The following is a 240-nucleotide window of genomic DNA, read 5'->3' as shown; positions in this document are numbered from 1 at the left end:
ACACTATACCAACGCTTGAGGTGATAGCAAGTTCATGGCCTGCCATTTTAAATGGTGTAGCTATGGCCGCCAAAAACTGTTTAGCCATGCGAGTGATAGTGAGAATATCGTTGGTGTTTGACATAACTAGCGCAAATTCATCGCCGCCAAGGCGATAAAATACGTCATTTTCACGGGTGAGCTTATTTAAACGCATAGCAAGCTTTGCCAGTAAACTATCACCTAATTGATGGCCTAATG

At 42.9% G+C, this 240-nt stretch carries 1 protein-coding gene; it reads right to left on the bottom strand.

Translation table 11 applies throughout. The features are described 5' to 3' along the window. Window positions 1-240: diguanylate cyclase domain-containing protein (locus tag AAEY68_RS21640; protein ID WP_350586892.1), on the bottom strand; the 240-nt coding region annotated here is incomplete at both ends.

Origin of the sequence: Pseudoalteromonas sp. RB2-MNA-CIBAN-0110 (genome assembly GCF_040309305.1) — a bacterium.
Lineage (GTDB): Bacteria > Pseudomonadota > Gammaproteobacteria > Enterobacterales > Alteromonadaceae > Pseudoalteromonas > Pseudoalteromonas arctica.
The sequence above is the reverse complement of the archived record's forward strand: the minus strand, read 5'-3'. Positions and strand labels throughout refer to the sequence as shown.